Source organism: Acinetobacter lwoffii (assembly GCF_049367455.1).
Lineage (GTDB): Bacteria > Pseudomonadota > Gammaproteobacteria > Pseudomonadales > Moraxellaceae > Acinetobacter > Acinetobacter lwoffii_W.
Window position 1 is genome coordinate 738,955 of the sequence record NZ_JBMPXW010000001.1, and the last position, 23,412, is coordinate 762,366.

The 23,412-nt window shown below is 44.6% G+C and carries 21 protein-coding genes; 7 read left to right on the forward strand and 14 right to left on the reverse strand.

What is annotated here, in order from left to right:
- Positions 1–32 precede the first annotated feature (32 nt).
- Positions 33–3,089 carry a DNA translocase FtsK gene (locus ACO1B7_RS03630; protein WP_004279252.1) on the reverse strand — a complete coding sequence of 1,019 codons (3,057 nt, stop codon included), beginning with the start codon at positions 3,087–3,089 and terminating at the stop codon, positions 33–35.
- Between the two features lie 249 nt (positions 3,090–3,338).
- On the opposite strand from ACO1B7_RS03630, the gene trxB reads away from it, so the two are divergent.
- The 4 genes from trxB (at position 3,339) to ACO1B7_RS03650 (ending at position 7,367) form a co-directional block, all read left to right on the forward strand.
- Entirely contained in the window at positions 3,339–4,301 is a 963-nt protein-coding gene (trxB, locus tag ACO1B7_RS03635) for a thioredoxin-disulfide reductase (protein ID WP_004279251.1), read from the forward strand.
- Positions 4,302–4,408: 107 nt separating this feature from the next.
- The gene (locus ACO1B7_RS03640) at positions 4,409–5,713 is read left to right on the forward strand and encodes an IS4 family transposase (RefSeq protein ID WP_005104965.1); all 1,305 of its coding nucleotides are present in this window, start codon (positions 4,409–4,411) and stop codon (positions 5,711–5,713) included.
- An 85-nt stretch (positions 5,714–5,798) separates the two neighbouring features.
- Positions 5,799–6,530: a leucyl/phenylalanyl-tRNA--protein transferase gene (gene aat / locus ACO1B7_RS03645; RefSeq protein ID WP_004279250.1), complete on the forward strand. Its 732-nt coding sequence runs from the start codon at positions 5,799–5,801 to the stop codon at positions 6,528–6,530.
- Between the two features lie 21 nt (positions 6,531–6,551).
- Entirely contained in the window at positions 6,552–7,367 is an 816-nt protein-coding gene (locus ACO1B7_RS03650; RefSeq protein WP_004279249.1) for an arginyltransferase, read from the forward strand.
- 12 nt (positions 7,368–7,379) lie between these two features.
- Here ACO1B7_RS03650 and rimI read toward each other — a convergent pair whose 3' ends face one another.
- From rimI to ACO1B7_RS03685, 7 genes are all read right to left on the reverse strand, one after another.
- Positions 7,380–7,841, reverse strand: coding sequence for a ribosomal protein S18-alanine N-acetyltransferase (gene rimI / locus ACO1B7_RS03655; protein ID WP_168386745.1), 462 nt, complete (start codon positions 7,839–7,841; stop codon positions 7,380–7,382).
- 105 nt (positions 7,842–7,946) lie between these two features.
- Complete coding sequence (locus ACO1B7_RS03660) at positions 7,947–8,828, reverse strand: metal-dependent hydrolase (protein ID WP_005251126.1); 882 nt, start codon at positions 8,826–8,828, stop codon at positions 7,947–7,949.
- Positions 8,829–9,050: 222 nt separating this feature from the next.
- Entirely contained in the window at positions 9,051–10,241 is a 1,191-nt protein-coding gene (gene tuf, locus ACO1B7_RS03665; protein ID WP_004646112.1) for an elongation factor Tu, read from the reverse strand.
- A 93-nt stretch (positions 10,242–10,334) separates the two neighbouring features.
- Entirely contained in the window at positions 10,335–12,470 is a 2,136-nt protein-coding gene (fusA, locus tag ACO1B7_RS03670; protein WP_004646111.1) for an elongation factor G, read from the reverse strand.
- A gap of 128 nt (positions 12,471–12,598) precedes the next feature.
- Entirely contained in the window at positions 12,599–13,069 is a 471-nt protein-coding gene (gene rpsG, locus ACO1B7_RS03675; RefSeq protein WP_004279240.1) for a 30S ribosomal protein S7, read from the reverse strand.
- A 180-nt stretch (positions 13,070–13,249) separates the two neighbouring features.
- Entirely contained in the window at positions 13,250–13,624 is a 375-nt protein-coding gene (gene rpsL / locus ACO1B7_RS03680) for a 30S ribosomal protein S12 (protein ID WP_002050319.1), read from the reverse strand.
- A gap of 156 nt (positions 13,625–13,780) precedes the next feature.
- Complete coding sequence (locus tag ACO1B7_RS03685; RefSeq protein ID WP_168386744.1) at positions 13,781–15,265, reverse strand: EcsC family protein; 1,485 nt, start codon at positions 15,263–15,265, stop codon at positions 13,781–13,783.
- Positions 15,266–15,538: 273 nt separating this feature from the next.
- Here ACO1B7_RS03685 and ACO1B7_RS03690 point away from each other — a divergent pair, with 273 nt between their 5' ends.
- Complete coding sequence (locus tag ACO1B7_RS03690) at positions 15,539–16,768, forward strand: beta-ketoacyl synthase N-terminal-like domain-containing protein (protein WP_004730606.1); 1,230 nt, start codon at positions 15,539–15,541, stop codon at positions 16,766–16,768.
- A gap of 23 nt (positions 16,769–16,791) precedes the next feature.
- Positions 16,792–17,244: a CopD family protein gene (locus tag ACO1B7_RS03695; RefSeq protein WP_004730607.1), complete on the forward strand. Its 453-nt coding sequence runs from the start codon at positions 16,792–16,794 to the stop codon at positions 17,242–17,244.
- A gap of 59 nt (positions 17,245–17,303) precedes the next feature.
- Here ACO1B7_RS03695 and ACO1B7_RS03700 read toward each other — a convergent pair whose 3' ends face one another.
- The 4 genes from ACO1B7_RS03700 to ACO1B7_RS03715 all read right to left on the reverse strand — a co-directional run bounded on the left by ACO1B7_RS03700 (position 17,304) and on the right by ACO1B7_RS03715 (position 21,720).
- Entirely contained in the window at positions 17,304–18,731 is a 1,428-nt protein-coding gene (locus ACO1B7_RS03700) for an amino acid permease (protein WP_168386743.1), read from the reverse strand.
- A gap of 168 nt (positions 18,732–18,899) precedes the next feature.
- Positions 18,900–19,265 carry a RidA family protein gene (locus tag ACO1B7_RS03705; protein ID WP_114541406.1) on the reverse strand — a complete coding sequence of 122 codons (366 nt, stop codon included), beginning with the start codon at positions 19,263–19,265 and terminating at the stop codon, positions 18,900–18,902.
- A 48-nt stretch (positions 19,266–19,313) separates the two neighbouring features.
- The gene (alr, locus tag ACO1B7_RS03710) at positions 19,314–20,426 is read right to left on the reverse strand and encodes an alanine racemase (RefSeq protein WP_168386742.1); all 1,113 of its coding nucleotides are present in this window, start codon (positions 20,424–20,426) and stop codon (positions 19,314–19,316) included.
- Between the two features lie 34 nt (positions 20,427–20,460).
- The gene (locus ACO1B7_RS03715; RefSeq protein ID WP_168386741.1) at positions 20,461–21,720 is read right to left on the reverse strand and encodes a D-amino acid dehydrogenase; all 1,260 of its coding nucleotides are present in this window, start codon (positions 21,718–21,720) and stop codon (positions 20,461–20,463) included.
- Between the two features lie 140 nt (positions 21,721–21,860).
- On the opposite strand from ACO1B7_RS03715, the gene ACO1B7_RS03720 reads away from it, so the two are divergent.
- Complete coding sequence (locus tag ACO1B7_RS03720; protein WP_423089823.1) at positions 21,861–22,328, forward strand: Lrp/AsnC ligand binding domain-containing protein; 468 nt, start codon at positions 21,861–21,863, stop codon at positions 22,326–22,328.
- Positions 22,329–22,418: 90 nt separating this feature from the next.
- Here ACO1B7_RS03720 and lysM read toward each other — a convergent pair whose 3' ends face one another.
- On the reverse strand, positions 22,419–22,913 hold the full coding sequence (lysM, locus tag ACO1B7_RS03725) for a peptidoglycan-binding protein LysM (RefSeq protein ID WP_168386740.1): 495 nt from the start codon (positions 22,911–22,913) through the stop codon (positions 22,419–22,421).
- 185 nt (positions 22,914–23,098) lie between these two features.
- Positions 23,099–23,335 carry an acyl carrier protein gene (gene acpP, locus ACO1B7_RS03730; RefSeq protein ID WP_004646101.1) on the reverse strand — a complete coding sequence of 79 codons (237 nt, stop codon included), beginning with the start codon at positions 23,333–23,335 and terminating at the stop codon, positions 23,099–23,101.
- Between the last annotated feature and the right edge of the window lie 77 nt (positions 23,336–23,412).

A 23,412-nucleotide genomic window follows, 5' to 3' on the forward strand; every position in this document is an offset into this window, starting at 1 on the left:
AAGCAGGCTTTTTTATTGTAGGTAGACTGAAATTAAACCAGAATCTCGCGTTTACCATTGGCACCCATACCGCTGACAATGCCGTTTTCTTCCATCTGGTCAATGATCCGTGCAGCACGGTTATAGCCCAGACTGAATTTACGTTGCAAGGATGAAGTAGAAGCCTTACGGGTTTCCAAAACAAAAGCTACACACTGGTCATACAGTGCATCACGGTCTGAACTGCCCTCACCACCATCTTCAAAACCACGGCTGGATGGTTCTTCATCAAATGGTGTCAGGATCTCGTCGACATAATTTGGTGAACCACGTTCACGCCATGCATCGCAGATCCGGTTGACTTCGTCATCGGCAATAAAGGCACCATGTACACGCTCAGGTTCGATTTTACCCGGGCCGAGGAATAGCATGTCACCGTGACCGAGCAAGTCCTCTGCACCACCCGCATCCAGAATAGTACGCGAGTCGATCTTGGAGTTAACCCGTAGCGCGACACGTGTTGGAATATTGGCTTTGATCAAACCGGTGATCACGTCCACCGATGGACGTTGGGTCGCAAGCAACAGGTGAATACCGGCAGCACGTGATTTTTGTGCCAGACGGGTAATCATCTCTTCAGCTTTCTTACCGACCTGCATGATCATATCCGCGAACTCATCCGCGACAATCACAATGGAAGGCAATGGCGTCAAACGCGGCGCACGTTCACCCACAACAGAATCGCTGGCTTTCCAGGTTGGATCGATCAGGTCTTCACCATTGGCAATCGCCTCTTCCACCTTGCGGTTATAGTCGCTTAGTTTACGGATTTTCAAGAAAGACATCAGCTTATAACGACGTTCCATCTCATTGACACACCAGTTCAATGCGCTGACCGCATCTTTCATATCGGTGACTACAGGCGTCAACAAATGCGGAATATCATTATAGTTCGCCAGTTCCAGCTGCTTTGGATCGATCAGAATAAGACGCAATTCATCTGGGGTATATTTCAGCAACATCGATAGAATCATCGAGTTGACCGCCACCGATTTACCGGAACCCGTGGTCCCTGCCACCAGCATATGCGGCGCTTTACCCAGATCAGCAATTACCGGATTACCGGAAATATCCTTACCCATTGCCATAGAGAGAATACTATTCGGATCAGTAAAGGCGGGAATGGTCAAAAGTTCGATTAAACGGACCATTTCACGGGTACTGTTTGGTACTTCAATTCCGATATACGGCTTGCCTGGAATGACTTCAACCACACGAACCGATGCCATCGACATCGAACGTGCCAGATCACGCGAAATATTCGTCACTTTAGAGGCTTTTACCCCTGGCGCCAGATCCAGTTCAAAACGTGTCACGACTGGGCCTGGCTGTGCTTCTACCACCTTGGCTTTGACGTTGAATTCCTGCAACTTGATTTCAAGCAGCTCAGATAAACGTGCCAGCTGCTCTTCGGTAAAATTCACTTTTTTATTAGGATCGACCTCATCCAGTAAATCCAGGCCTGGAAGCGGCGATAAATCTTTACGGCGCTCTGCCACCTGCATGGCACGTGACATCGGACGGCCTGAAGCATCGGTTAAAGGTGCATCAAAATCAAACTCGTCTTCATCATGTGGTTTACCAGCCGTTTCTTGCCAAGCTTCTACAAATTCTTCTTTAGATAAAGCCTCGCGTACTGCTGCATGAGTTGCAGAAGGAGGAGATGCTGGTCGCTCTATACCCTGATGCTGAATCGGGGCCTGAACAAAAGCAGAAGACTGGGCATAGCTAGAGCTGCGTACCGGCTGGCTTGGCTCTTCTTCAATCAGCAAATCACCCAGGTCATCCAGATCGGCCTGTAATGCGCTATTTTTCACGACATGTGCCGTTGTCATAGATGCCATGACAGGTGCAACATTGGTCATGTCTTCTACAATTCTTGACGTTTTTTCAGGCGGCGCGGTATTGAATGGGCTATGCACATCTGTCGCAGTTTTGCCTTGCGGAACTGCAGCCAGAAGTTCATCAAAGATTTCATCATCATCCCAATCCAAGCCTGTATGTGAAGCCGATGCGGTTCTGGTGTGAGCATGAGTCTGTGCTGAAACAGGTTGAGGAGCGGCTATATGTGAGACTGGAGAATTAAGCTGTTCTTCTTCGGCTGCTTTGAGTAAGGCATCAATATCCTGTTTATGCCGCTGATCTTCATTTGAATGTAAGGCACGCCATACCTCGCCTGTGGCTACCACACGATCCGGCTGTTGAGGCACTTGCTGTACTTGCTTAAATGTCTCGACTGGCTCAGGAGCCTGCTGCTCAGCCTCAGGAATATCCTCATAAAACTGCGGTTGTTGTGATTCTTTATCGGCAAAATCATCAAATAAGCGTTCAGCCACCTGATCGCGCACCACCGGATCTATTTCTACCAGTTGATGCTCAGGCGCAGGTGTTACTGCAACCGCTACTTTTTTTGCACTAATGACTGGCTCTTTTTTGGCGACAGGTGCAGTCCGGTCAAAATCAGACATGCCTTCAGGCACATTGCGGTAGAATAGGTCTTGTAAATAAGCAGGGGTTGCTTTGAGGCTGCTCCAGGTCTTGTTCCATTTCACCCCAAACGCCAAGGTAAATAGCACCACCCAAAGCACCAGCAGGAAGAATGCTGCACCGTATACTGTCAGCAGTTGTTCCAGACTCTGGCCTAATTCATAGCCAATAATACCGCCGGAAGAATTATCCAGCGTATCAGCAGGGACTTGCCAAAATAAAAACAACAGCGCTGAGGTGGTCAGCAACAGGAAGAATTGCGCAGCATAGCGAAATGGCCGGTTCAGGAAGCTACGCGGCCACCAGACCTGAATTGCTTCCATAAACAGATAGACAGGGATCAGCAGACTTGCCCAACCAAGGAAGCCAAACAAAAGGTCTGCAATCCAGGCACCCGCTACCCCACTGGCATTCGAAACGGTCTGCGTATCACTGGAGATATGCATCCACCCCGGATCAAATGGCGTATAGGTCACTGTTGCAAGAAACAGATAAATCCCAAATGAGACTAAAAATAATGTCATTACTAAGCGCTGTGCATAGGCACTCGACACCGCTGTCATATACTGTCCTGTAACCAATTCTTCATGAATATTCTTTTGCTTCAATGCTTGAAAAAAGCGACGCAATAAAATGCATATTATGCACCTGTTCTGTGAAAAAAGATGCACTATTGTGCAAGCACAATGTTACTTATGCTATATAGCCCAAATCGATTTCAATGATCAATAATATCGACTTTAATCTCACACCACTGTTATACAGTTTCACGTATAATTCAATAAATTTCTAAATAAAAAAGGATACAGCTGATGAGCGCACGTCACTCACGACTGATTATTTTAGGTTCTGGCCCTGCAGGCTATAGCGCAGCAGTGTATGCAGCGCGTGCAAACTTGAAACCTACCCTGATTGCAGGCTTGCAACTGGGCGGTCAGCTGACCACGACGACTGACGTCGATAACTGGCCGGGTGATCCCGAAGGTTTGACTGGTCCAGCATTGATGGAACGTATGCAGGCACATGCAGAGCGTTTTGGCACTGAAATCGTGTATGACCATATCAATGAAGTGGATCTTAGCCAGCGCCCCTTCGTGTTAAAAGGCGATATGGAAGAATTCACCTGTGATGCTCTGATCATCTGTACCGGTGCAACTGCCCAATACCTCGGTCTGGAATCTGAAGCAGCCTATATGGGTCAAGGTGTCAGTGCTTGCGCAACCTGTGATGGTTTCTTCTATAAAAACCAGAAAGTGATGGTTGTAGGGGGCGGTAATACCGCTGTTGAAGAAGCATTGTACTTATCCAATATTGCGTCTCACGTGACTCTGGTTCACCGTCGTGATTCATTACGCTCTGAAAAAATCCTACAAGATCATTTATTTGCCAAAGAAAAAGAAGGCAAGATCAGTATTATCTGGAATCATCAAGTTGATGAAGTATTAGGTGATGCACAATCTGGAGTGACCTCAGTTCGTATTAAATCAACTCAAGATGATTCTACTCAAAACATTGATGTGACGGGTATGTTCGTGGCGATTGGTCATAAGCCAAATAGCAGCATGTTTGAAGGTCAGTTAGAGCTTCGTGATGGTTATATCCAGGTGCAAAGCGGTACTGCAGGTAATGCAACTCAAACTTCTGTACCGGGTGTATTTGCAGCCGGTGATATTGCGGACAGCATTTATCGTCAAGCCATTACTTCTGCGGGTTCAGGCTGTATGGCTGCGCTTGATGCAGAAAAATATCTTGATGCGATGGGCAAACTAGACTAAGCAGCAAGAATAAAAAAGCCGTCCATTATAGGCTAATGCCAGTCAGTTAAGCAGACATTAGAAAAATGTAGTAAAAATGAGTGTATGCCAATACGCTCATTTTTTTTATGACTTTATCTGAAAATTTAGATTGCACCCTTCAACATTCTTTGCCTTCACTCAGCCATTTCAGTGAACTCATTGATTTAAACTGGATTAAAGAAAGCCTACATCAAACAGGTAAGGCTTCTATCAGGAGAAGAAAATTACCTGCCGAACATGTGGTATGGCTGGTAATTGGGCTTGCCCTATTTCGAGATCAACCGATCGGGTATGTCGTAGAGCAACTAAAACTTGTGTTTGGTACAACAGAATATTGTGTCCCCAGTGCAGCAGTGCAAGCACGACAACGTTTAGGACGAGAGCCCTTGAATACCTTGTTTTCTCTACTCAGCCAAGCCTGGTTTGAAGAATCCCAACAGCAATACTCAAACTTTCATGGCCTTAGTGTATGTGCTGTTGACGGGGTGGTTTGGTCTATGCCTTATACAGACGAGAATTTTGAACACTTTGGCTCATCTAAGGGTAAAACCGCTGCAGCCCCTTATCCACAAGTGAGAGCAACCTGCCTGGTAAATACCAGCACCCATGAAATCATTGATGCCCAAATAGGTAGCATGGATCAGGGTGAACTTACACTGGCAAATCGATTATGTCCTCCATCGCATAGTATTACCTTGTTTGATCGAGCCTATTTCTCTGCTGATTTCTTGATTGACTGGCAAACACGAGTAGAAGCCAGTCATTGGTTAATGAGAGCAAAAGATAATTTACGCTATGAGATCATTAAACGTAATTCCCCGCATGACTTTCAAATCAAAATGCCTCTTTCAGCTAGAGCCAGGAAGCTAAATCCATCATTAGGAGAATATTGGGAAGCGCGTTTGATTGAAGTTGAGCAGGCAGGGAAAATTAGACGTTATATCACTTCATTAATGGATTCAAAGGCATATCCACTGATAGGCTTGGCGAAGCTTTATGCCCAGCGCTGGGAAATAGAAATGTGTTACCGAGAAATCAAAAGTGATTTACAGGAAGGTAAGCATTTGAGGAGCAAGCAACCTGATTTAATTTATCAAGAATTATGGGGGGTCTTCATTGCCTATAATATTCTAAGAAGACAAATGAAACATATGGCTCAACGTGCAAAAGTCAGTCCTTTGAGAATCAGCTTTCATATTGCCTCTATCAGCATCCTGAATATATTAAGATTTGATTCTTTAGACTCCGCAGGGAATTTACCTAAACATCTAGAAAGTTTACTGGAGAAATCGAGGAGGTATGTTTTGCCTGAGAGAAGGGTTAGAAGTTGCCCACGAGTTGTGAAAGGAAAACCGCAGAAATACCCAAGAAAATGCCAGTCAATTTCTTAACTGACTGGCATTAGTCCATTATAGGCGGCTTTTTTATTGCTAGAATGAGATGATGATTTATCTATAGATTTATGTCGGGTCTGCTATGTCTTTACTTCCTCGCTCAGAATTCATTTTCCCCAATCCGGTCGAGGTTGATCCTGAAGGTGAAGGACTGATTTGTATTGGTGCCGACCTCTCCCCTTCTACACTTTATGAAGCCTATACACATGGATTATTTCCTTGGTTTTCAGAAGGTGATCCGATTTGCTGGTGGAGTCCGGAACCGCGCTGCATTATTCGCCCCGAAGATTATCACCCAAGCAAATCCCTGCTACGCAATATGAAAAAGCAGGACTATAAAATTACGGTCAATCATGCTTTTGAAAGAGTGATTCGTTCCTGTTCATTGCCTCGTGCTTATGCAAACGATACCTGGATCAGTGAAGATATTATCGCAGGCTATTGCGACATGTTCGACGCAGGATATGGCTACAGCATTGAGGTCTGGGATGAAGATCGCGTCGTGGGGGGACTTTATGGTGTGACCATCGGTCAAGGCTGTTTTGGTGAATCCATGTTTAGTACGCAAACCGATGTTTCTAAAATGGCTTTCTATACTTTAATGCTGATTGGACAGGAAAATAAACTACCCTGGATCGACTGCCAACTGGTCAACGATCATCTTTTAAGCCTAGGTGCCTGCACACTTTCTCGCCAAGCCTATCTTAATTCTTTACAAGATATTGTAAAAAAGCCTGCTATCGATTGGAAAAAGTATCAGGAAGGTGTATTTTCAAGTAAAACAATAGCGCAAAACGCGCGCTTAAGTGAATGAAAATAACAGAGGGTAGTTGTTATGAACTCTTATCAGCCAAAGGCCCTACTGAACGATTTACAGTATTATATTACGCCGCCGCATGATTGCAGCTATCTGCCCAACAAGTCGGCGCGCATGGTTTTTCTGGATCCCGCACATCGAATTGATGTAGTCACTTTATCGGAACTGTCACGTACCGGTTTCCGTCGCAGTGGTGATTTCGTGTATCGCCCCGAATGTCATTTGTGTCGTCAATGTCTGTCTTCGCGTGTGCCTGTTGCTGAATTCCGCATGAACAGTTCACAAAAAAAAGCCTGGAAACGTAGTCAGGATCTGGTGATAAAAATTACCAGTCCAGAGCACGCCGGGGACCTACATTATGCGCTGTATGAACGCTATATTAATGAACGCCACTCAGATGGCGACATGTTCCCACCCACTCGGGATCAGTTCGAAAAATTTTTATTACAAAGCTGTGCCGACAGCTTCTTTCTAGAATTATGGCAAAGTGAGCGTCTAATCAGTGTTTCAACCTGTGACTTGCTGGATGATGGCATTTCTGCCGTCTATACCTTCTTTGACCCAGATGAAAATCGCCGCTCACTTGGTGCTTTTGCAATCTTGAAACAGATTGAACATGCACAAAAGCTGGGCTTACAATTTATCTATCTGGGATATTGGGTGCCGCATTCTAGCAAAATGAATTACAAATCTCAGTATCTGCCACTGGAACTCTTGATCGATGGACAATGGCGACGTTTAAATCATGCCCTGAGTGCCACGGAGATTCAGCACTTGGGAAACTCATTAATGACGACCTTACCCAGCGGATGGAATCACCAGATTATTAAATAAGGTCGTCAGCTTTTATGATTTAAACAGACTGGCAAAATCATCCGTACATGCTTTCACCATAATGATGGCATGTTCACGGCTTCCGTTGGCATTTGGATAATAGTTCTTACGCAGATCAATCTGATGAAATCCTGATTTTTCATATAGCTTGATCGCAGCCAGATTACTCTCGCGCACTTCCAGGAAAATCTGCACCGGATTATTTTTTAGCATGGCCACTGAAGCCTCCAGCAACTGATAGCCCAAGCCCTGGCCTTGCTGTGCTGGATCAATTGCCATGAGCAATAAATTGGCTTCGTCCAGCACCGGTTGTAAAATACAAAATCCGGCCACCTGCCCTTGCACTTCAATCACGGTACTTTGATAAGCCGTTACAGCATCTTGGAACTGTTTTAAAGTCCAGGGATGTGATTGAACCGACCTTTCAATCTTTGCCACGGCTTCTACATCCGCTGCTTGCATTAAACGAATCATCTTCGTTCATCTTATATAGAATCAACCTTCGCATTATAGAAACTTCATCCAAAAAATCGAGCAAAAAAAAGAGCGATTTTAATCGCTCTTTGATCTTCAGTTCTGTCACAGACCCAATTTGGCTTTCCAAGTCGCCAACAACTGATCTGTATGATGATCATTCGGATGGAATCCCGGTTTAAAATACATCAGCATTTCTTTCGCCATACCCGTAATGACACCTTTAGAAGGACTATAGGCATAGGTATAAATGGCTTTTAAGGACTCAAGATTGAATTGCTGATCCTGTTTAAGCAAACGGGCGAGGAAATAGCTTTGCACTACAAATAAGGTTGCCATTGCGATCACCAAGGATGAAGTACGCAGTGCATAAGCTTTTAGGCCCTTGCCAAAAACTCCTTCGAAGACATCATATGCCACTGCCTTATGTTCATTTTCCTCGATGGCATGCCATAACCACATGGTTTTCATGGTTTCATCTGTCATCAATTCCTGAATGTGACTATTGGTCAAAAGCTGTGAGGCAATGGTTGCAGTGAAATGCTCAAGTGCCGTGGTTGCAGTCAAATCTACCATTTCTTGGGTAATTCCCACAGGCTTACCCAGTTTAGCCATGACTTTACGTGTCGTTTGAATGACTTTATCGGTATAATGATCAAGCGTCTCGACATCATGCCCATGTTTTTGCGCAGATGCATTAAAGCCGATATGCTCGTGAGTATGCATGGCTTCCTGACCAATAAAAGCGGAAATTTCTTTTTGTAATGCTTCATTATTGGCAATTGCAGGATGTTTACGCACCGCACGGACTGAATCTATAAAAAACTTTTCTCCCGCTGGAAATAGCGCAGATAATGCCGTCATAAAATGAGTGAGACCTGCTGAACCATTCATCCAATATTCCGGTACAGCATCAAAATCAAAGTTCATGCGACGAACTGGAAAACTAGCACCGGCACGATTGGTAATATTTACTTTCGCATTCATGTGACCACTCCCATCAGGCCAATCCAGGCCCGAAAATTTAATATTCATATTCTTATCTGTATATTACGTGGTAATTTTTTTTACATAAGTGCAGTTTAGGTCAAGCCGATATCAGATAAGGACAGCTTTTAAAATCATTGTCAGACAATTTATTTTTAGTTTTATAAAAGTTTAGATCAAAAAAAGCGCCTCAAAGAGGCGCTTTTCTTACACAATCAGCGATTATGCAGTTACTTTAGCAACTACACCAGCACCAACTGTACGACCGCCTTCACGGATCGCAAAACGTAGACCTGGGTCCATTGCGATCGGGTGGATTAGCTCTACTGACATCTCAACGTTGTCACCAGGCATAACCATTTCCACGCCTTCTTTAAGCGCGATTGCACCAGTTACGTCCGTAGTACGGAAGTAGAACTGTGGACGGTAACCGTTAAGGAATGGAGTGTGACGACCACCTTCTTCTTTAGAAAGTACGTATACTTCCGCATCGAATTTAGTGTGTGGCTTGATCGCACCTGGTTTAGTCAATACTTGACCACGTTGTACGTCTTCACGCTTAGTACCACGAAGAAGAACACCACAGTTCTCGCCCGCACGACCTTCGTCAAGAAGTTTACGGAACATCTCTACGCCAGTTACTGTAGTAGTTTGAGTATCACGGATACCAACGATTTCTACAGACTCACCTACTTTAACGATACCAGTCTCTACACGGCCAGTTACTACTGTACCACGACCAGAGATTGAGAATACGTCTTCAATTGGCATAAGGAATGGAAGGTCAATTGCACGCTCTGGCTCTGGAATGTAAGAGTCAAGTGCTTCAACAAGCGCAACTACAGCTGGCTCGCCGTATTGGCTGTCATCACCGTTAAGCGCAAGAAGAGCAGAACCACGGATCACTGGAGTGTCATCACCCGGGAAGTCATAAGTAGAAAGAAGTTCACGAACTTCCATTTCAACTAGCTCAAGAAGCTCTTCGTCGTCTACAAGGTCGCATTTGTTCAAGAATACAACGATGTAAGGTACACCTACCTGACGAGAAAGCAGGATGTGTTCACGAGTCTGTGGCATAGGACCATCAGTCGCAGCACATACAAGGATCGCGCCGTCCATTTGAGCAGCACCAGTAATCATGTTTTTAACATAATCGGCGTGGCCCGGGCAGTCTACGTGTGCGTAGTGACGAGTTGGAGAATCGTATTCTACGTGTGAAGTATTAATTGTAATACCGCGTGCTTTTTCTTCTGGTGCAGAGTCGATTGCAGCGTAGTCTTTCGCTTCGCCACCGAATTTCTTCGCACATACAGTTGCAATTGCAGCTGTTAAAGTTGTTTTACCATGGTCAACGTGACCAATTGTGCCCACGTTAACGTGTGGCTTATTACGTTCAAACTTAGCCTTAGCCATGAGATCTTCCTTTTTAAACTACTCATGCAGGATCACTGCATGAGCACTTGGTTTTTAACTATGAATTAGTTTGGGCTTATAGTAATCGAAAGATTACTCGTCGTCACCTTTTTTACCGCCAGACTGGAATTTAGAAATGATGCCTTCAGCCACGTTACGTGGAGTTTCAGCATATTTAGCAAATTCCATAGAGTATGTTGCACGGCCTTGAGACATAGAACGCATTTGAGTCGCGTAACCAAACATCTCAGCAAGTGGAACCTCAGCTTTAATTGCTTTAGTACCACCAGGCAAGTCATCCATACCTTGAACCATACCACGACGACGGTTTAAGTCACCCATGATATCGCCCATGTAGTCTTCTGGAGTTTCTACTTCAACTTTCATGATAGGTTCAAGAAGAACAGGATCTGCTTTCATGAAACCGTCACGGAAGGCATAAGAACCAGCCATCTTGAACGATAATTCGTCCGAATCGACATCGTGGTAAGAACCGTCAAACAATGTAGCTTTAATGCCAACTACTGGGTAACCAGCAAGGACACCATTCTTCATACGCTCTTGGATACCTTTATCCACAGCACCGAAGAATTCTTTAGGAACTACACCACCAACAACTTCTTCAACGAACTCGTAGTCTTTACCAGCATCAGCATCCATTGGCTCTAAACGTACGTATACGTGACCAAATTTACCTTTACCACCAGTTTGACGAACGAATTTACCTTCTTGCTCAACTGACTTTTTGATCGTTTCACGGTAAGAAACCATTGGTTTACCAATGTTTGCTTCAACACCGAATTCACGCTTCATACGGTCAACAATAATGTCAAGGTGAAGTTCACCCATACCAGCGATGATTGTTTGACCTGACTCTTCATCAGTACGAACGCGGAATGATGGATCTTCCTTAGCCAAACGACCTAAAGCAATTGACATTTTTTCTTGGTCAGCTTTAGTTTTTGGTTCAACAGCCAATGCAATTACTGGCTCTGGGAATTCCATACGCTCAAGTGTGATGACATTTTTCTCATCACAAAGTGTATCACCTGTAGTTACGTCTTTAAGACCTACACACGCAGCGATATCACCCGCACGAATTTCTTCAACGTCTTGACGATCGTTCGCGTGCATTTGCACGATACGGCCGATACGTTCACGTTTAGATTTAACTGGGTTATAAACAGAATCACCTTGTTTAAGAACACCAGAGTAAACACGTACGAAAGTTAAGTTACCTACGAATTTGTCGTTCATGATTTTGAACGCAAGTGCAGAGAACGGAGCTTCGTCAGATGCTTCACGAATCGCTTTAGTTTCAGCCTTATCGTCAAGAACACCTTCAATCGCTTTAACTTCTGTAGGCGACGGTAAGAATTCAATTACTGCGTCCAACATACGTTGAACACCTTTGTTTTTGAATGCTGTACCACAAAGCATTGGTTGAATTTGACAAGCCAAAGTTTGGACACGTAGACCAGCAACGATTTGTTCTTTAGTCAAATCGCCATTGTTCAGGTATTCATCCATTAACTCTTCAGAAGCTTCAGCAGCAGCTTCAACCATGTTTGTACGCCACTCTTCAGCAGTTTCTTGAAGTTCAGCCGGGATTTCACCGTATTCAAACTTCATACCTTGTGAAGCTTCGTCCCAAATGATCGCTTTCATTTCGATCAAGTCGATTACGCCTTGGAAGTTTTCTTCAGCGCCAACAGGGATTACTACAGGTACTGGAGATGCACCTAAACGTGTTTTCATTTGTTCAACAACACGGAAGAAGTTGGCACCAGTACGGTCCATCTTGTTCACGAATGCTAAACGAGGCACTTGGTATTTGTTCGCTTGACGCCATACAGTTTCAGACTGAGGTTGTACACCACCTACAGCACAGTAAACCATACACGCACCATCAAGAACACGCATAGAACGTTCAACTTCAATTGTGAAGTCAACGTGTCCCGGTGTATCAATTACGTTGATACGGTGTTCAGGGAACTGTTTAGACATACCTGACCAGAATGTAGTCGTAGCAGCAGAAGTAATGGTAATACCACGTTCTTGCTCTTGCTCCATCCAGTCCATTGTTGCTGCACCATCGTGTACTTCACCAATTTTGTGAGATACACCTGTGTAGAACAGAATACGTTCTGTAGTTGTGGTTTTACCCGCATCAATGTGCGCAGAAATACCAATGTTACGATAACGAGAAATTGGGGTTTGACGTGCCATGATTTCTAGCATTCCTAAATTTTGTTGTTTAAAACAGGACGCTTTAAGCTGCATAGCAACTTAAAGCGCTTTGGTGACAAAACCATGACGGTCTTATCACCCTCCTGAATAGGGCCTGTTTTATCTGCTTAGAAACGGTAGTGAGAGAATGCTTTGTTGGCTTCAGCCATACGGTGCACATCTTCACGTTTCTTAACCGCAGCGCCTTTGCCTTCAGATGCATCAAGCAACTCGCCAGCAAGACGTAAAGCCATAGTTTTTTCAGAACGCTTAGCAGCAGCATCTACTAACCAACGCATCGCTAGAGCAGTACGACGGGATGGGCGTACTTCCATAGGAACTTGGTATGTAGCACCACCAACACGGCGTGCTTTTACTTCGACCATAGGACGAACTTTTTCAAGAGTAGTCTCGAAAAATTCAACTGGGTCTACTTTAGATTTTTCTTGAACGCGGTCTAAAGCACCGTAAACGATACTTTCAGCAATAGATTTTTTACCATCTTGCATTACGTGGTTCATGAATTTAGCGATTGTTTGGCTGCTGAACTTAGGATCCGGAAGGATTTCACGAGCAGCGACTACGCGACGTCTTGGCATTTTAAACTACCTATAAAGATGACACTTCAGGTTTATCCAGCATGAGTACAAAGTGTCATGTACTACTCGCTGGCCTTACTATACGTCGCTTGGAATTTTCACAAAATTAATGCAGAAATCAGACAAGCGAGACGATAAAGGATTGCGGTTCTACCTTCTTAAAATTTAATTCTTAACGAATTATTTCTTAGGACGTTTAGTACCGTATTTAGAACGAGACTGGTTACGATCTTTAACACCAGCACAGTCTAAAGAACCACGAACGGTATGGTAACGTACACCTGGTAAGTCTTTAACACGACCACCACGGATAAGCACAACACTGTGCTCTTGTAGGTTATGGCCTTCACCACCGATGTAGCTAGAAACTTCGAAACCTGAAGTTAAGCGAACACGGCAAACTTTACGCATTGCTGAGTTAGGTTTTTTAGGTGTAGTTGTGTAAACACGTGTACAAACACCACGGCGCTGTGGACAAGCCTTCAACGCAGGAACTTTAGATTTTTCAACTAAAGTCGTACGACCCTTGCGGATCAACTGATTTGTTGTTGCCATTTGGCAATTCTCCCGTTAATAAAAAGCCCCAAAAAACTACTACTTTTTGAGGGCATGCAATTGTAATTCAAGATGCAAAATTGGTCAACCTACTCAAGCCAAGCAAATACCGTTTCTCACGACATTTGCCTGCTTTTATTTACCTTCAAAATTCGCTTATTTTTTTGAATTTTTACTGACTTTTTTGGTAACGTCTTGAGCTTCAGATTCAGTTTCCGAATTTTCTTGATCCTCTGCACCCTGCTGTGAAGTTTCCGTAGCAGCCTCTGCCTCGTCAGCAGCTTCTGGATGCAGTTCAGCTTCGATTTCCGGATCAAATGAAGTTTTGGTTAAAGCGGGTTGTTGCGACTGCTTATCTACCGCAGGTTCAACCAACTCATCGTTAAGCGCCTCCAGCCCTTCACTCACCTTTTCATCTTTCTTCACTTCTGCTTCTTCAGAGCTTAGATCATTCTGCTCTTTTTTAACCAGCTTGACTTGGGTAATCGTGTTATTGCCTTCAATCGCAATATCTTTATCCATGATCGGCTTATCTTTCGCAGGCTCAACGTCGTGAGAGGCACCATTTAGGAGTTTCGGAGTTGCCTGTTGTAACAAACTGACTGCTTTTTCATAGGCAGCATAAGGAGACAATTGCGAATCCTGATGCTGAATCAGGTATTGGCGTGCATGTGAGAATGCTTCTTGAGCTTTCTGATTTACATCCTCGACAAAACGGTGGCTATATACTGCACCAATACCTGCACTTGCCAGAGGCGTTAGTTTGGTTAATCGCTCCAGAATCGAAATTTTTGGCAGATGATTCATCCATTCCCATTTAGCCTCTCCCTCATGACGACTTAGCCATTGTTTGATAGCGCTGACATCATTATCAGAACCTAGCATGGCTTGTAGCTGGGAGATATCATGAGTTTTAAGGGTATTACTTAACGCTTTTAAACCCAATAACAAGGTTTGCTTTTCTGCAATCAGGCTCAGGTCGATCTGTCTAAAGATATGCTGGACGATTTCCTGATCATCTTCTTTGCTCAGGTCAAAACCATAAGAGCGACCGACTTGATAAATGGTACGCAACGCCATCAGTAAAGAAGCGGGAATATCAATCGCGGTGCCAAGCATCCCTGAAGCACCACTCACTGCACCCTGAACCGTCGCAATCCATTTGTTTTGTTCACCTAAAGCCTGTGAAATTCGCTTGGATCGGTCGACGTCCTGAGTCAATTCTTCTAAATCTTTCGCTCCAGCTTCATTCAGAATGGCATCCACCGAACTGGTTTGATTACTGAATTGATTCAGACGGTCATAAAAGTAGTTAGACACTTTTTCGGTTAAGTCTGGAGAAACAAAATGCGCGACATTATTCACGGTATTAAAGCGGCGCCCGAGAAGTTGACGAGAGACATTTGGAAGATGCTCGCGAAGCATTTGCTGAGGATTATCATATTTTTTAGCTGAAAAAGCGCTTTTCGTCTTCGCCGAACCGTCAATCACCTGATCGGAACTAGAAGGCTTCAACGCTTTAGTTACCGAATCCGGTGCAACATGATTCAATAAATCCAATCCAGTTGAGCTGAACTTTTTCGCCACTCCAAAGGCATTCGAAATCAGACCATTAGATTGTTTATTATTAGCATTTACCATTTTTTACCTCAGCATTCATGTGCTTGTATTTGGTATAAATACTAGGTGTAGTCAGCGTTTATCTCAACTTTATTCTGTTTCATTTAGTAAAACCCCTACACGCCGACTCACAAACTCAACCGACTGTCACACGGCATAACATTTGCCATAAGATTTCAAAAGTCTTTCTGCTATCATGTTCCCCATCATGAAATAAGGCTAAGCGCTGGATTGGGCGATTTTAAAACCCAGATATCTGCCGCTGAGCATAGAGCAAACTATAAGGATCTGTAGATGAAACGTGTTGTCATCACTGGCATGGGTATTAACTCATGTATTGGTAATACATTAGAGGATGTAAACCATTCTTTACAAAACGGGATTTCAGGAACACGTTTTAATCCGACTTATGCTGAACTCAATTTCAAAAGTCATGTCAGTGCTGCAGCCGAGCAGGATTTCGACGGGATCGACCGCAAACTGAAACGCTTTATGGGTGTATGTGCAATGTATGCGTACAACTCAGCTCTTGCTGCAGTTGAACATGCAGGTTTAAAGGTTGAAGATCTAGCTGGCAACCCACGCTATGGTATCGCGGGTGGTTCAGGTGGCGGTTCAACTGCTTCTGTTATTGAAATGAACGAATTATTGCAAACCAAAGGTGCGCGTAAAGTCGGTCCTTTCTTTGTACCACGTAATATGACCAACACCATTACAGCAAACGTTGGCGTTGCATTCAAATTACAAGGCGTGGCGCATACCATTACCAGCGCATGTGCAACCTCTGCGGATGCGATTGGTTATGCCTACAACCTGATTCAACTCGGCAAACAAGATTTAATGCTGGCGGGTGGCGGTGAAGAAGATCACTGGTCACAAAGCTTGTTGTTTGATGCGATGGGCGCACTTTGCTCTAAATACAATGACAGCCCTGAAACAGCATCACGCCCTTATTCTGCAGACCGTGACGGTTTCGTGATTGCCGGTGGTGGCGGTTTTGTGATCCTTGAGTCTTTGGAACATGCGCAAGCGCGTGGTGCTAACATTCTTGCCGAGGTCGTAGGCTATGCAGCTAACTCAGATGGTGCTGATATGGTTGCACCATCTGGTGAAGGTGCAACACGTTGCGTACTGATGGCTTTAGAAGAAGCAAAGCAACACGGTGTCGATAAAATTGACTATGTAAACACACATGGTACTTCTACTCCAGCGGGTGACATCACAGAACTTAAAGCAATGGAACGTGCTTTCGGTGAAGGCCAGGTTCCTCCATTAAGCTCAACCAAATCAATGACGGGTCACAGTCTGGGTGCTGCTGGTGTTCAGGAAGCGATTTATTCGGTTCTGATGATGCAAAATGACTTTATTGCGCCAAACATCAACGTGACCGAGCTGGATGAAGGCGCGAAACCGTTTGATATCGTGCTTGAAAAACGTGACGCAAAATTGAATACTGTGATGAGTAACAGTTTCGGTTTCGGCGGCGTAAATGCTTGTCTCATTTTCAAAAAGTGGGAAGGCTAAGCTGCCCAATTTAGGGTGACTTGATGGATGCTCCTTCTGATGCTTTCTTGTGGGTAAAAGCATTACATATTATTGCAGTAGTTTGCTGGTTCGCGGCTTTGTTCTACTTGCCACGTTTATATGTTTATCATGCCATGAGCGAAGATGCCATCAGTCATCAACGCTTTGAAGTCATGGAACGCAAGTTGTACCGTGGCATCATGTGGCCAGCCATGTTGGCCACCTTGATTACGGCACACTTTCTGGTGGATTGGGGTGATGCAACGCGTCATTACCATGAAGCCTTATGGTTTTACCTTAAAGTCGGCCTGGTCGGCTTATTGGTGATTTACCATCTGGTGTGTGGTTATTACCGCAAGAAGCTGATTGGTAATGCACACTACAAGTCACACAAGTTTTGGCGTTATTTTAATGAGATGCCAACCTTGATCTTATTTGCAGTGGTGATTTTAGTCGTGGTTAAACCTACTTTCTAATTCACCCACGCAATCAAAAAAAATCCCCGATCAGTCGGGGATTTTTTATGTCTGAATATTTAATGATTACCACGCTGACGCATACGTGGCTTATACAGCAGTCGATAGGTCACCGCCAGAATAATCAACCATAAAGGACTGATCATCAGAGCTTTTAGAGTGTCAGGTTCCAGGCTTAAAATAATCAAGGCGAATAACAGGAATGCCAATACCACATAAGACATCCATACCCCACCCGGCATTTTAAAGGTCGAGGCGGCATGCTTTTGCGGTTGCTGCTTACGGTAACGGATATAGCACACCATGATGATGCTCCAGATACTAATAAACAGGATCACACACAGCGAACTTGCCAGAGTAAAAGCTTCCATGGTGTTTGGTACAAAATACTGAAATGCTGCCCCCAACATAATAAAAGCACAGGAGAAAAATAACCCTGTGGCTGGTACTGCCCGACTAGATAACCGCGCTAAAGCTTGAGGCGCCTGTCCATCACGTGCCAAACCAAACAACATACGACTGGTCGAGAATACCCCACTGTTCATAGAGGACATTACTGACGACAATACCACCAGGTTCATGATAATGGCTGAAGTTGGAATACCGGCATACAGGAACAAACTCACAAATGGACTTTGATCCGCAGGAATCAAATGCCATGGTGTAACTGACATGATCATCAGCAATGACAATACATAGAACAGAATGATCCGCGTAGGAATGGCGTTGACCGCTTTGGGTAAATTCTTTTCCGGATCTTTGGTTTCTGCCGCCATCGTACCGAGCAGTTCCACCCCGACAAAGGCAAACATGGCAATCTGGAAGCCTGCCAGAAAACCAGTAAAGCCTTTGGGAAATAAGCCACCATGCGCCCAGACATTACTAAAGCTGGCGACGGCGCCACTCGGTGCCTGAAAACCGCTAAACACCATATAACCACCGACAAAGATCAAACCAAGAATGGCTAAAATCTTGATTAGTGCGAACCAGAATTCAATCTCACCAAACAGTTTTACCGTGACCAAGTTAATCGCGAGAATAAACAGCACACAACCCACACTAATCATCGCCTGCCCCATCGGGGTAAAGGCCATGCCTTCGGGCAACCAGAAACTCAGATAGTTAATAATCGCCGCGAGATCGGCAATCCCTACCAGCACCCAACCCAGCCAGTACGACCAGCCAATATAATAGCCAGCACCCGGCCCGATCAGGTCATGGGCCATATCAATAAAAGATTTGTAATGCAGATTGGACAACAGCATTTCACCCAACGCACGCATCAGGAAGAAGAACATGCCACCAATGATCATATAAATGATCAAAATTGAAGGGCCTGCCAGGGAGATGGTTTTTCCCGATCCCATAAACAGGCCAGTACCGATACAGCCACCAATGGCGATTAACTGCAAATGTCGGTTAGAGAGTTTTCGTTGCAACTCATGCGGCGACGATTTTACGTCTTCTGTGCCCGGGGTGGTTTTCATTTTTACATCCTTTTTAATCTTTACAACAGCATCAAGCTGAATTTACAACGTTCAGTCCTCGAACGCTTATATGACATTTTCATACTTTTTACTGCGCTGTTCAGTGAGATTTACTGCACTAAAACGACTTAAATCATTGCATGGGAGATTTCAATATCAAAAATTCAATTAAGCTTGAGCTGCAATGACTGCAATTTCAATCAGCCAGTCCGGATTGACCAAATCTGCCTGAATCGTAGCACGTGCCGGCGTACCATGACCTCGTAACCATTCCACCCAAAGCTGGTTTACGGTAGCAAAATCATCTAGATGCTTGACAAATAATTGTGCAGAAAGCAGCTGGCTTTTATCGGTATTTGCCAATGCGAGCAATTCCTCAATTTTTGCAAAGACTTCCAGTGTTTGTCCGCGTACATCCAGATCCGTGCTATTCGGCACCTGACCCGATAGATACACGGTTTGCTGATGAATCGTCACCGCACTCATAATTTGATTGCTGTTGAGTCGCTGAATGGCTGTATTTGCCTGTGTCATGCTGATATTCCTTGTTTGGGATATTTAAATAAAATTTAAATTAAAAATTTAAGCGTCAATCTGGAAATGAACCCGAGCGGTCACCGCACACATCAGCTCATAGCCGATGGTGCCTGAACTGGCCGCCACTTCATCAATCGGCAAAACCACACCTTGGGAAGATTGGCCCCAAAGTACCACTTCACTACCTATATCTGCGTGCGGCAGTGCAGTCAGATCTACCGCCAGCATATCCATACTGATTCGACCCAATGTGTGCGTTTTGATTGAATCTACCAGCAAGGGTGTACCGGTCTCCGATAGTCGTTGATAACCATCGGCATAACCACAGGCCACAATCCCGACCCGCATTTCCTGCATGGCAATAAATTTGGAACCATAGCCAACACTCTGACCTGTCTGGATCGTTTGAATGGCAATAATTTCACTGCGCAAGCTCATGCTCGGTTGCAGATTCCAGTCTTGAATCGTGTGTGTTGGATAATCTGGTGAACTGCCATACAGCATGATGCCGCTACGTACAATGTCTGAATGAAGGGTTTGATGATGCCGCAGAATGGCTGCGCTATTACTGAGCGAGATTTTACCTTCAAGCCCCTGAATGGACTGGCTAAAAATCAGGTTTTGATACTGAATCCCGTCCACGCCAAAACGCTGGCCATCCGCATCGGAGAAATGGGTCATATGGGTAATGGAACGGACAGTGTTCAGCTGTTGCAGCTCCTGCCAGATCTCTGCATATTGCTGCGGCTCGAAACCCAGACGGTTCATGCCGCTGTTCATTTTCAAATACACATCAAACTGTGCATCCGGCGCTATTTCGGCAAACTGTTTCAGCCATTGCACTTGATGTCGGGAATGAATGGCAAAGCTCATTTCATGCTTCGCACATTCAAATAAATCCGCGAGAGCGAAAATACCTTCGAGCAACAGCAGCGGCTTCTTGCATCCCAGCGCACGTAGGCGCGTGCCCTCTTCAATATCCAGAAAAGCAAAACCGTCTGCACCTTGAAGTGCAGCATAGACCCGTTCAATCCCGTGCCCATAGGCATTAGCCTTGACCACGGCAAATACCTGACTATTGGGCATACATTGGCGCGCCACACTTAAATTATGCGCAAGCGCCTGCTGATGAATGATCGCAGTAATGGGACGTGGCATACATTCCTCCTTGAATATTCCGCCTCAGATGGTCTTAAGCCGCCTGGTGATAGCGCGCCAATGACAGACCTTCGGTGCTGATTTCAGGATCACGGGCCAAGACCAGATCGCTGATTAATTTTCCTGAACCGCAGGCCATGGTCCAGCCCAGCGTGCCATGTCCAGTATTCAGGAACAGGTTTTTAAAACGGGTTTTCCCAATAATTGGCGTACTGTCCGGGGTCATTGGACGCAGGCCTGTCCAGAAGCTGGCCTGATTCATGTCACCCCCCGGGAATAAATCACGGGTCACCATTTCCAGCGTGCCGCGACGGTCTTCATTTAATCCCAGATTAAAACCGCTCAGTTCAGCCATTCCCCCTACGCGGATGCGCTGGTCGAAACGGGTAATCGCAATTTTATAGGTTTCATCCAGTACTGTAGATTGTGGTGCATAGGCCGGATCTAAAATCGGAATGGTCAGTGAATAACCTTTCACCGGATAGACCGGTAAATTCAGTTCAAGCGGTTTGAGGAAATCACGTGAATAACTACCAAAGGCCAGCACATATTTATCTGCCGTGAGCACCTGACCATTCACCAGAACACCTTTGATCTGGTCACCTTCTACAATCAGCTTTTCAACGTTTTGATTAAACTTAAACTCTACACCCATCCCTTTGGCATGTTCTGCCAGGGCATTGGTAAACAGATAGCAGTCACCTGTTTCATCATTGGGTAAATGAAGACCACCCACCAGTTTGTCTTTTGCCTGTGCCAATGCCGGTTCTACACGCGCCAGTCCATCGCGATCCAGCAGTTCAAACTCAACTCCAGTTTCCTTCAGAACTTCGATATCGCGCTGAACTGCATCCAGCTGCGCATCTTTACGGAAAATCTGCAAAGTACCTTTCGCGCGGTTTTCATAAGAGATGCCAATATCACGGCGCAAATTACGTAAACAGTCACGGCTGTATTCAGCCACACGCACCATCCGTTCTTTATTGACTGCATAATGCTGGGCATTACAGTTTTTCAGCATTTGTGCCATCCACTGCAATTGCCACAAGCTGCCATCGACATTGATCGCCAACGGTGCATGATGCTGAAACATCCATTTGACTGCCTTAAATGGAATACCTGGTGCAGCCCAAGGGGTCGAATATCCTGGAGAAATCTGCCCGGCATTACCGAAGCTGGTTTCTTGCGCCGGACCTACCTGACGATCCAACACAGTCACGGTTGCTCCCTGCTGCGCCAGATAGTAAGCGCTTGCCACACCAATCACACCACTACCTAAAACCAATACGCGCATTACCTTAACCCTCAAACATCTTTTCAGTTTATTTCACTAGTATATTTTTGCTTTAATAGTTAAATTCACTATATTCAGACTGTATATTCAGTGAAATAAATATTTTTTCGGGCAGAATTAAAAAAAAGAGGGAAATATTGATGCGCAAATTAGACCGCATTGACCGCATGATTCTGGATATCCTGCAACGCGATGGCCGGATTGCCATTAGCGAACTTGCAGCACGCGTCAATCTATCGACCACACCCTGTTCAGAGCGGGTAAAACGGCTAGAGCGTGAAGGCATCATCATGGGCTATTACGCCCGTTTAAATCCGGAAATGCTGGAGCGCAACCTGCTGGTTTTTCTGGAAATTAAACTCTCAGCCAAATCAGGTGATGTCTTTGATCAGGTGGCTCGTAATCTGACTGAGATTCCAGAAGTCCTGGAATGCCATTTAATTTCCGGTGATTTTAATTATCTGGTCAAAGCGCGTTTAAAAGAAATGAGTGCTTATCGGCGTTTACTGGGGGATTTACTGAAAAAACTGCCCGCTTCCGCCTCCTCGCACAGTTATGTGGTGATGGAAGAAGTCAAAGAAAGTTTATATCTGGACTTGGGTATTTAGTAGTGATGGCTTTTTAAAGCTACTGGCAAAAAAAACAACAAAGCCCCAAACGGGGCTTTGTGATCGAATATTAATTGGACTTATTAAAAATCAAGCAGGAATGCGGAGCACCTGTCCCGGAAAAATATCATCTGCATCTTTGAGCAACGGACGGTTGGCTTCAAAAATCTTATTATACTGATTGACATCACCATAAAATTCTTTTGAGATTTTTGACAAACTGTCACCCGATTTCACCGTGTAGAACTTACTTTCCGGCTCAGGACTGCTTACCGTAAGCTGATCATCCACTTTGGCCACATGATCAATATTACCCACGGCCAGGACGATCTTTTCACGATCGGCCTGACTTTGTACCTGACCTCTGATCGTCGCCAGATCAGAAGCGGAGTTATAACTGATGGATAAGCCAGTGATCGGAAGGCCCAGACTTTTCACATGGCCGAGTAGTTTATTTGCCACTTCCTGAGCAGAAGGCTCTGCAGGTTGTGTTGCAGTCGGCGTTGTCGTTGTAGGTGCAGCCTGTGGTTCTGCAGCAGCTGTATTCTTCTTACCAATACCTTTTACAAAATCAAAAAGACCCATAGCGGACTCCATTCTTGTTGTTAATGTCACATCACTCTTATTTTTATAATGAAAACTCTAGAGAGATAGTTAGTCATTGGTGACAGAAAGGTAATGAATTGTAAAACCTCCATTCATGTGAAAAGCAGACACAAAAAAACCACCTCTAGGGTGGTCTTTATGTTCAGCAAAGCTGAAATCGGCGATTAACCTAGTTTCTTAGAAACGTAGTCAATTGCAGATTGAACAGTTGTGATTTCGTTAGAATCTTCATCAGGAATCGTGATGTCGAAATCATTTTCGAAAGACATAACAAGTTCAACTAGATCTAGAGAATCTGCACCTAAGTCATCCATGAAAGATGCTTCGTTTTTAATCTCTTCGATTTTGATACCAAGTTGTTCTGCAACTGCTTGCTTAACACGTTGTTCGATATCGCTCACAGGAATTCTCCTCATTGCTTGTGGCGTTTTTAATGCCGTTAGTTTAATTGAATCTAAAAAATTTGGAAAGTTTATAC